Below are 305 nucleotides of genomic sequence, written 5' to 3' on the forward strand. Positions count from 1 at the left end.
GATTCGCTGTCCGCGACGGTCGGCGACGAGGGCTCGTACCGCAATTATTGGCTTGTCTTCACCAGCCGTTTCGTAATCCACCTGGCCAACTACACCAGCTTGTTCTACCTGCTGTATTACCTGAGGGATCACATTGGTGTGCCCGACCCGGATGCTGGCGTGCTGGAGCTGACCCTGCTGTATGCGGTATTCACCATCATTACTGCGTTCGTCAGCGGTGGCGTGTCGGACCGGCTGGGGCGGAGGAAGATCCTGGTGGTCGTCTCGGCGCTTGGTGTCGCGGGCGCTACGGGCATGATGACTAT

The 305-nt window shown here is 59.7% G+C and carries 1 protein-coding gene; it reads left to right on the forward strand.

What is annotated here, in order from left to right; genetic code table 11:
• On the forward strand, positions 1-305 hold a 305-nt coding region (locus CYJ76_RS12015; RefSeq protein ID WP_144043124.1), incomplete at both ends, for an MFS transporter.

The organism is Kytococcus schroeteri, from assembly GCF_002847825.1.
GTDB classification, from domain to species: Bacteria; Actinomycetota; Actinomycetes; order Actinomycetales; family Dermatophilaceae; genus Kytococcus; species Kytococcus schroeteri.